An 8,079-nucleotide genomic window follows, 5' to 3' on the forward strand; every position below is an offset into this window, starting at 1 on the left:
TATGCAACTTTTCGTCGACCGCTCTGATCGACGCGGACGACGAGGGGACGGTTTCGCGTCACCCCCGTATGGCGTTGCACTTCAAGGCCGTTCGACGAACTCGCCGCGGCGTGATCGAAGCCGCTCGGGTTGGTGACCCGGCTAGGTCCGAGGTGTGTACGCCCGGCCCTCACGCGGTCAGGTCATCTCGCCCACGAGCCGCCGAATCCGCATCACACGGACGATTCGGTCGGCCCCGGCGAGTGCTGCCCGAGGCTACGACGAAGCTCCAGTTCCGACATCGCACCCCACACCCCGTGCATCTCGGCGCCGTCGAAGGCGAAGCCGCGGCACTCGATCCGCACAGAACACGTCATACAGACCTGTTTGGCCTGGCGTTCCCGCCTGACCCGGGCGCCGTGTCGCTCACCGTCCGGGGCGAAGAACAGTTCGCTGCCGAAGAACCGGCACTGCGCATGCATTTGCCAGCGCCAGGCTTCGGCCACCGGAAGGCTACGAGGCTGTCGTGCCTGGACTTTCACGGGCCCCGCTCTCGGGTTGGACGTCAGGGTAGGTGGCCGCCGCCGACCGCCTGGTCGACGATCACGACGTGCAGGTTGCGGGGGCCGTGCACGCCCTCGACCCGCTCCAGCTCGATGTCGGATGTCGCCGACGGCCCGCTGATCATCGTGGTCGGCCGCTGCGGGACCAGCCGGGCCAGCGACTCGGGCACCCCCACCTCGATCGTGTCCAGCGGCACCACGCACACGTGGGTGTCCGGGACCAGGGTCAGCGCCCGCCGGCCCTGGTCGGCGCCGCCGTCGAGGAAGATGGTGCCGGTCTCCGCGCAGGTGACGGTCGACGCCGTCACCACCGCGTCCAGCCGCGACAGCTCGGGGGCCGGGACGTCGGACGAGTCCACGACGACGTCGCCGCCGAAAACCGATGTCCACGAATCGTTCAGTCCGGCAGGAACTCCCGCGGTGCGGGCGCCGATCCCGTCCAGGACCCGCGCGATCGTGCCGGGCAGCTCGGCGGCCGAGCACCGGTGCACGTGGGCCTTGTAGTCGACGAGCCGGTCGACCAGCAGCTCGACCCGCTCGTCGTCGGGCAGGTCGCGGCCGGTCCGGTACTCACGCGGAATCGGTTGCGGCGCCGGAGGGGCCAGGGTCTGGGCGTCGCGGATGCGGCCCAGGATCGTCTCCCGTGCACTCATCGGTCCTCCTCCGGCCTCTCGGGCTGTGGGTTCGAACTCGCGGTGGCGATCGTGGCGCGCCCTTCCTCGGAGTCCCACCACTGGCGGAAGGTCTGCTTCGGCGGCGCCGGGATGTCCCGGGCGGCGGTCCACCCGTTGAGCGGCGGCGGCAGGACCTCGATCTTCCCCTTCCGGCCGGCGACGAGGCGGCCGAGCCCGGCGGCCTTCTGCGCCAGCGTGAATCGGCGGGCGGAGGACATCGCGACGGACGCCGCCTTCATCGCCGCCCGCTCCGCCGTCAGCCCGGCCTTCTCCACCTTCTGGTGCCGCAGTTCGACCAGCAGGGACGGGATGTCGATCTTGACCGGGCACGCGTCGAAGCAGGCCCCGCACAGGCTGGACGCGAACGGCAGGGTGGCGTTGGGGTCGTCGGGGGCGTCCATGCCCGCCAGCTGCGGGGTGAGCACCGCGCCGATCGGCCCGGGATAGGTGGAGCCGTAGGCGTGCCCGCCGGTGCGCTCGTACACCGGGCACACGTTCAGGCAGGCCGAGCAGCGGATGCAGTGCAGCGCCTGCCGGCCGATCTCGTCGGCGAGCGCGGCCGTGCGGCCGTTGTCGAGCAGCACCAGGTGGAACGACTGCGGTCCGTCGCCCGGGGTGACGCCCGTCCACATCGAGGTGTACGGATTCATCCGCTCGCCGGTCGACGAGCGGGGCAGCAGCTGCAGGAACACCTCGAGGTCGGCGAACCGGGGGAGCACCTTCTCGATACCCATCACCGTGATCAGCGTCTGCGGCAGCGTCAGGCACATGCGGCCGTTGCCCTCGGACTCGACGACACCGAGGGTGCCGGTCTCGGCGATCCCGAAGTTCGCGCCCGACACCGCGACCGGAACGGTCATGAACTTGTGCCGCAGGAACTTTCGGGCCGCGGCCGCGAGGTGGGCGGGGTTGTCGTCGAGCTGCGGGTCGACGCCGGACATCTCGCGGAGGAAGATCTCGCGGATCTCGGACCGGTTGCGGTGGATCGCGGGCACCAGGATGTGCGAGGGCTTGTCGTGGCCGAGCTGGACGATCAGCTCGGCGAGGTCGGTCTCGTAGGCGGTGATGCCCTGGGTCTCGAGGTGTTCGTTGAGTTCGATCTCCTGGGTTGCCATCGACTTGACCTTGATGACCTCGGTGGACCCGGTGGCGCGGATCAGGTCGGTGACGATCGCGTTGGCCTCGGTCGCGTCCGCGGCCCAGTGTACGACCCCGCCGCGCGCGGTGACGGCCGCCTCGAGCTGTTCGAGCAGCTCGGGCAGCCGGTTCATCGCGTCGGACTTGATCGCGGACCCGCTGTCGCGCAACTGTTCCCAGTCCGGCAGCTCGCCGGTCACGTGGAGCCGCTTGGCGCGGATGGTGTGCGTGGCCTTGCCGATGTTGCGGCGCAGCTGGGCGTTGGCGAGTTCGTGGTGCGCGGCCCGCGGGAACGTCTCGGTCCCGCGCAGGAACCCGACCCCCTGGGGCGCGCGCGGCGGGACGGCGGGCAGGCCCAGGGCGACGCGGCTCACGAGCGGGCTCCGACCGTCGACTCGGTGGACGCCAGGATCTCGGCGAGGTGGACCGTCCGGGTGCCCGTCTGCAGCCGGGACATGCCGCCGCCGATGTGCATGAGGCAGGACGAGTCACTGGCGCACAGGGATTCGGCTCCGGTGTCGACGACGTTGCGGATCTTGTCGGCGAGCATCGCCGTGGAGGTCTCGGCGTTCTTGATCGCGAAGGTGCCGCCGAACCCGCAGCAGGAGTCGGCCTCCGGCAGTTCGACGAGGTCGATGTCGCGGACCGCTCGCAGCAGCCGCAGCGGCTTGTCTCCCACCCGCAGCATCCGCAGCGAGTGGCAGGTGGGGTGGTAGGTGACGCGGTGCGGGTACCAGGCGCCGACGTCGGTGACGCCGAGGACGTCGACGAGCAGTTCGGAGAGCTCGTAGGTCTTTGCCTTGACCGTCTCGACCCGATCGCACAGCGCGGGGGTGCCGTAGCGGGAGGCGACGATCTCGTGCTGGTGCCGCACGGAGCCGACGCAGGAGCCGGACGGCGCGACGATCGCGTCGAAGGAGGAGTCGCCGAACTCGTCGGCGTAGTTGGCGACCAGCGGCAGCGCGTCCGGCTGGTAGCCGGTGTTGACGTGCATCTGGCCGCAGCAGGTCTGGCCCGGCGGGAACACGACCTCGTGGCCGAGCCGGGTCAGGAGCAGGGCGGTGGCCTTGGCGGCCTCCGGGAACATCGTGTCCCCGAGGCAGGTGGCGAACAGCGCGATTCGCATGGTGTCTCCGCAATCGTCGTTGTGGTCTGACCACAGTAACCCACGGTCAGCGCGATTTCGCAAGATCCGCCCGGATCTCGGGTCAGGTCTCGATTGTGACCCCGGTCATGGTGTACCTTGCTGTGGTCTGACCACACACAGGTCGTCCAGACCGCCGCGACCAGCGGCGCAATCACAGGAGTTACATGTGGCAACCGAGCTGCTCGCGGTGACCTTCACCCCGGCTACCGACGCCGTCGCGCACAACCTGACGATCTCCGCGTTGGTCGGCCTCACCCCGCTGTTGACGTTCTTCGTCCTGCTCGCGGGCTGCAAACTCAAGGCCTGGTACGCGGGCCTCGGCGCGCTCGCGGTCGCGGTGGTGGTTGCGACCGTCGGGTTCGCCATGCCGGTCACGCTCGCCGCTCTGTCGGCCGCCCAGGGCATCGCGTTCGGCCTGTTCCCGGTGATGTGGATCGTGGTCACCGCCATCTGGTTCTACGAGCTGACCGTGGTCAGCGGCCGCTTCGAGGACCTGCGCCGGGTGTTCAACTCGATCGGCCGCGGCGACATGCGGGTGCAGGCGATGCTCATCGCGTTCTGCTTCGGCGGCATGCTCGAGGCGCTCGCCGGGTTCGGCGCGCCCGTCGCGATCACGGGCGCCATGCTCATCGCGCTCGGCATGCCGCCCGTGCGCGCCGCCGTCACCGTGCTCGTCGCCAACACCGCACCGGTTGCGTTCGGCGCCATGGCAATTCCGATCACCACCGCGGGCAGCCTGACGGGAATCCCGGCGACCGAGATCGCCGCCGTCGTCGGTAGGCAGACGCCGGTGCTCGCCCTGTTCGTGCCGCTGCTGCTGCTGTTCCTGGTCGACGGGCGCCGCGGGTTCCGGCAGGTCTGGCCGATCGCCCTGGTCACCGGCGTCGTTTTCGCGTTCACCCAGTTCTGGTGCTCGAGCCACTTCTCCTACGAGCTCACCGACGTGGTCGCCTCGCTGGCCGGCCTCGCCGCCGCCGTGCTCATGCTCCGCGTCTGGGCGCCGACCACTCCGGACGAGCAGCGTTCACAGGTCGAGCCGGAGGAGCTCGGCGCGGGCCGGGTGTTCCTGGCGTTGTTCCCGTACCTGCTGGTCATCGTGGTGTTCGGCGTCGCCAAGCTGTGGACCGTCGGGTTCGACCTGCCCGCGTGGCTCTCCGGTACCGACCGCAAGGTGCAGTGGCCCGGGCTGTACGGCAACCTGCTCACCGGCACCGGGACCCCGTCGTCGAGCGCGGTGTACACGTTCTCCTGGCTCTCCAACCCCGGCACCCTGCTGCTCATCTGCGGCATCGTCGTCACCCTCGTGTACGCGACCTGGACCAGCGGTGGCCGGTTCTCGATGAGCGGTCGTCTCGCGGCGCTCACCTTCGGGCGCACGCTGGTGAAGATGCGGTTGTCCATCGCCACCGTCGCGACCGTGCTCGGCCTGAGCTACGTGATGAACCAGTCCGGCCAGACCGTGGCGATCGGCACCTGGCTGGCCGGCACGGGCGCGATCTTCGCGTTCTTCTCCCCGATCCTCGGCTGGCTCGGGACGGCGGTCACCGGTTCGGACACCTCCGCGAACGCGCTGTTCGCGAAGCTGCAGCAGACCGCCGGACAGACCGCGGGCATCGATCCCACGCTGCTGGTCGCGGCCAACACCTCCGGTGGTGTGGTCGGCAAGCTGGTCAGCCCGCAGAACCTGACCATTGCGGCGACGGCGGTCGGGCTGGCGGGCAGCGAGTCGATCCTGCTGCGCAAGGTGATCGGCTACAGCCTCGGCATGCTGCTGATCCTGTGCACCCTGGTCTACCTGCAGTCCACGCCGGTGCTGGGCTGGATGCTGCCGTGAGCGGGCGACTATAGGCTCTCGTGCCATGTCTGAAGAGTCGTCGTCGCAGTCCGGCCCCCGCGCGTGGGAGCAGGTGCTGAGCCGGCTCGAGCAGATGCTGGTCTCGGGCGAGGTCCGGCCCGGCCAGCGACTGCCCGGCGAGCGAGTGCTCGCCGGGGACCTGGGGGTCGGACGGTCCTCGGTGCGCGAGGCCCTGCGGGTCATGGAGGCGCTGGGACTGTTGAAGGCGCAGACGGGGTCCGGCCCGAACGCGGGCGCGATGATCGTCGCCCGCCCGACCGGTGGCATGGCGATGCTGATGCGGATGCAGGTTGCCGCGCAAGGGTTCCCGGTGTCCGACGTGGTGCAGACCCGAATGGTGCTCGAGTCGGAGGTGATGCGCACCCTCGCCGTCCGCAGCCCGGCGCCGGACCTGCATCTGGCGCTCGAGCTGCTGGACTCGATGGACGAGGGCGCCCTGTCCGCCGACGAGTTCCTGGTCCTCGACGCGCAGTTCCACGTCGCGATGGCCGACGCGGCGGGCAATCAGGTGGTGGCGGCGATGATGGCGGGACTTCGCGAGTCCATCGAGTCGTACGTGATCGGAGGGGTGGACGTCGCGAGCTGGCCGAGCACGTGCACCCGGCTGCGGCACGAGCACCGCGGGCTGGTCGAGGCCGTCGTCGCGGGTGATCCCGCGCTGGCCGAGCGACGGATCCTCGACCACATCCGGGGCTACTACGAGGGCCTCAGGGGCTGACGCGCCGACTGGGGTCGGCCGCCCGGCGCGGTCGGGGAGTGACACCTCCGCCACCGCGCCGGACCCGGGCCCTCAGCGGACGGGCGGGACGCGGCGGGTGCTCACCGCGATCCGGTTCCAGGCGTTGATCGTGAAGATGACGCTGATGAGCTGTGCCAGCTCCTGGTCGCCGAAGTGCTCGGCCGCCCGGTCGTACACCTCGTCGGGGACGAAGCCGTCGGTCAGCACCGTGACGGCCTCGGTCAGCGCCAGGGCCGCGCGTTCGCGATCCGAGTACAGCCCGGTCGCCTCCTCCCATGCGCTGAGCAGGTAGAGCTTCTGTTCGCTGACGCCGGCCGCGCGGGCGTCGCGGGTGTGCATGTCGAGGCAGAAGGCGCAGTGGTTGATCTGCGAGGCGCGGGTGAGCACGAGTTCGACGAGAACGGGGTCGAGGCCCTTCCTCGCGGCGGCGTCGAGGGCGACCATCGCCTTGTAGACCTCGGGGGCGGCTTCGAAGAGGTTGACACGTCGTGCGGTCTCGGTTGTCGTCATGGTGCAACCGTAGGACGTAAATGGTCCCTGCAAATGGTTCAATCGAGCAGTGACATCGTGGGCCAATCTCGGACTGGATCTGCACCTGGACCTTCGCGGCAGGTCCGGGGTGCGCGCGGCACTGACGGCCGCGCTCCGCGAGGACGTGCGCACCGGCCGGCTCGCCCCCGGGGTGCTCCTGCCGCCGTCCCGAACGCTGGCCGCGGACCTCGGGGTCGCCCGCAACACGGTGGCCGACGCCTATGCGGAGCTGGTCGCCGAGGGATGGCTCACCGCGCGGCAGGGTTCCGGAACCCGGGTGGCGGCGCGCGCCGCGGCCACGACGGTCGGGCTGTCGACGAGGCCGAACCCGCCGCCGCGGCCCCTCCACAACCTGATGCCCGGGTCCCCGGACGCCGCGTCCTTCCCCCGCGCCGCCTGGCTCGCCTCCGCCCGCCGCTCGTTGACCGAGGCGCCGAGCGACGCCTTCGGTCCGGGGGACCCGCGAGGCCGTCCGGAGCTGCGAAACGCGTTGGCGGACTATCTGTCCCGGGCACGCGGCGTCCGCGCCGACCCGGACCGCATCGTGGTCTGCGCGGGCACCGCACATGCGATCTCGCTGCTCGGACCGGTGCTCGGCGGGCCGATAGCGGTCGAGTCGTACGGCCTGCACGTGCACCGGGACCAGCTCGCCGCGGCGGGCGTGCGCACCGTGCCGCTACCCGTCGACGAGAACGGCGCGGGGGTCGCCGAGCTCGCCTCGGTCGCCGTCGCCGGTGCACTGCTCACGCCCGCTCACCAGTTCCCCATCGGGGGTCCGCTGCATCCGGAACGCCGTGCGGCGGTGGTGGATTGGGCGCGCGACACCGGCGGGACCATCCTCGAGGACGACTACGACGGAGAGTTCCGCTACGACCGGCAGCCCGTCGGTGCGATGCAGGACCTCGACCCCGACCGGGTCGCGTACCTCGGGTCGGTGAGCAAGAGCCTGTCCCCGGCACTGCGGCTGGGCTGGATGGTGCTGCCCGACCGGCTCGTCGACCCGGTGCTCGCCGCCAAGGGCGTGTGGGAGCGATGGGTGAGCGGGCCGGACCAGCTGACGCTCGCCGACTTCGTGGCCCGCGGCGGCTACGACCGCCAGATCCGGCTGATGCGGACGCGATACCGCAGGCGCCGAGATCAATTGGTGACGACCCTCGCCGAGCGGGCACCGCACGTGCGGATATCCGGGATCGCGGCGGGGCTGCACGCCGTCGTCGAGGTGCCGCCGGGGACCGAGCGGCGGGCCCTGGCTGCGGCCGCCGAGGAGGGCCTCGCGCTCGGCGCACTGTCGGCGTTCCGTCACCCCGACACCGCGGACGCACGGCGCGAGGGGGTGGTGGTCGGCTACGGGACCCCGCCCGAGCACGCGTTCGCCGGCGCGCTCGACGCACTGTGCCGGGTGTTGAAGCGTTTACGATAATTTGTGTGGTTACGGAGTGAGTGTATTCATTATC

At 70.7% G+C, this 8,079-nt stretch carries 8 protein-coding genes; 3 read left to right on the forward strand and 5 right to left on the reverse strand.

Annotated features, from left to right (window positions below; genetic code table 11):
- Positions 1-212 precede the first annotated feature (212 nt).
- The 4 genes from ACFXGJ_RS08085 to ACFXGJ_RS08100 are packed head-to-tail and all read right to left on the reverse strand — an operon-like array spanning position 213 to position 3,479.
- Entirely contained in the window at positions 213-485 is a 273-nt protein-coding gene (locus tag ACFXGJ_RS08085; RefSeq protein WP_378617829.1) for a WhiB family transcriptional regulator, read from the reverse strand.
- Between the two features lie 59 nt (positions 486-544).
- Entirely contained in the window at positions 545-1,195 is a 651-nt protein-coding gene (locus ACFXGJ_RS08090) for a lactate utilization protein C (protein ID WP_378617830.1), read from the reverse strand.
- Entirely contained in the window at positions 1,192-2,727 is a 1,536-nt protein-coding gene (locus ACFXGJ_RS08095) for a LutB/LldF family L-lactate oxidation iron-sulfur protein (RefSeq protein ID WP_378617831.1), read from the reverse strand. The genes ACFXGJ_RS08090 and ACFXGJ_RS08095 overlap by 4 nt, the downstream gene beginning before the upstream one ends.
- Positions 2,724-3,479 (reverse strand): (Fe-S)-binding protein, encoded by a 756-nt coding sequence (locus ACFXGJ_RS08100; protein ID WP_378617832.1) that lies wholly within the window; start codon positions 3,477-3,479, stop codon positions 2,724-2,726. The genes ACFXGJ_RS08095 and ACFXGJ_RS08100 overlap by 4 nt, the downstream gene beginning before the upstream one ends.
- 187 nt (positions 3,480-3,666) lie before the next feature.
- Here ACFXGJ_RS08100 and ACFXGJ_RS08105 point away from each other — a divergent pair, with 187 nt between their 5' ends.
- Positions 3,667-5,334 carry an L-lactate permease gene (locus tag ACFXGJ_RS08105; RefSeq protein WP_378617833.1) on the forward strand — a complete coding sequence of 556 codons (1,668 nt, stop codon included), beginning with the start codon at positions 3,667-3,669 and terminating at the stop codon, positions 5,332-5,334.
- A gap of 25 nt (positions 5,335-5,359) precedes the next feature.
- Complete coding sequence (locus ACFXGJ_RS08110; protein WP_378617834.1) at positions 5,360-6,073, forward strand: FadR/GntR family transcriptional regulator; 714 nt, start codon at positions 5,360-5,362, stop codon at positions 6,071-6,073.
- Between the two features lie 72 nt (positions 6,074-6,145).
- Here ACFXGJ_RS08110 and ACFXGJ_RS08115 read toward each other — a convergent pair whose 3' ends face one another.
- Entirely contained in the window at positions 6,146-6,604 is a 459-nt protein-coding gene (locus ACFXGJ_RS08115; protein ID WP_378617835.1) for a carboxymuconolactone decarboxylase family protein, read from the reverse strand.
- A gap of 49 nt (positions 6,605-6,653) precedes the next feature.
- Between ACFXGJ_RS08115 and ACFXGJ_RS08120 the strand changes: the two genes are divergently transcribed.
- Positions 6,654-8,045, forward strand: coding sequence for a PLP-dependent aminotransferase family protein (locus ACFXGJ_RS08120; protein WP_378617836.1), 1,392 nt, complete (start codon positions 6,654-6,656; stop codon positions 8,043-8,045).
- Positions 8,046-8,079 lie beyond the last annotated feature (34 nt).

Origin of the sequence: Rhodococcus sp. NPDC059234, from assembly GCF_042754225.1 — a bacterium.
Lineage (GTDB): Bacteria > Actinomycetota > Actinomycetes > Mycobacteriales > Mycobacteriaceae > Rhodococcus_G.

Bases quoted from the DNA above. Each gene is read 5' to 3' on its own strand.
- ACFXGJ_RS08090 (WP_378617830.1), bottom strand. From the start codon at position 1,195: ATGAGTGCACGGGAGACGATCCTGGGCCGCATCCGCGACGCCCAGACC.
- ACFXGJ_RS08110 (WP_378617834.1), top strand. From the start codon at position 5,360: ATGTCTGAAGAGTCGTCGTCGCAGTCCGGCCCCCGCGCGTGGGAGCAG.
- ACFXGJ_RS08100 (WP_378617832.1), bottom strand. From the start codon at position 3,479: ATGCGAATCGCGCTGTTCGCCACCTGCCTCGGGGACACGATGTTCCCG.
- ACFXGJ_RS08115 (WP_378617835.1), bottom strand. From the start codon at position 6,604: ATGACGACAACCGAGACCGCACGACGTGTCAACCTCTTCGAAGCCGCC.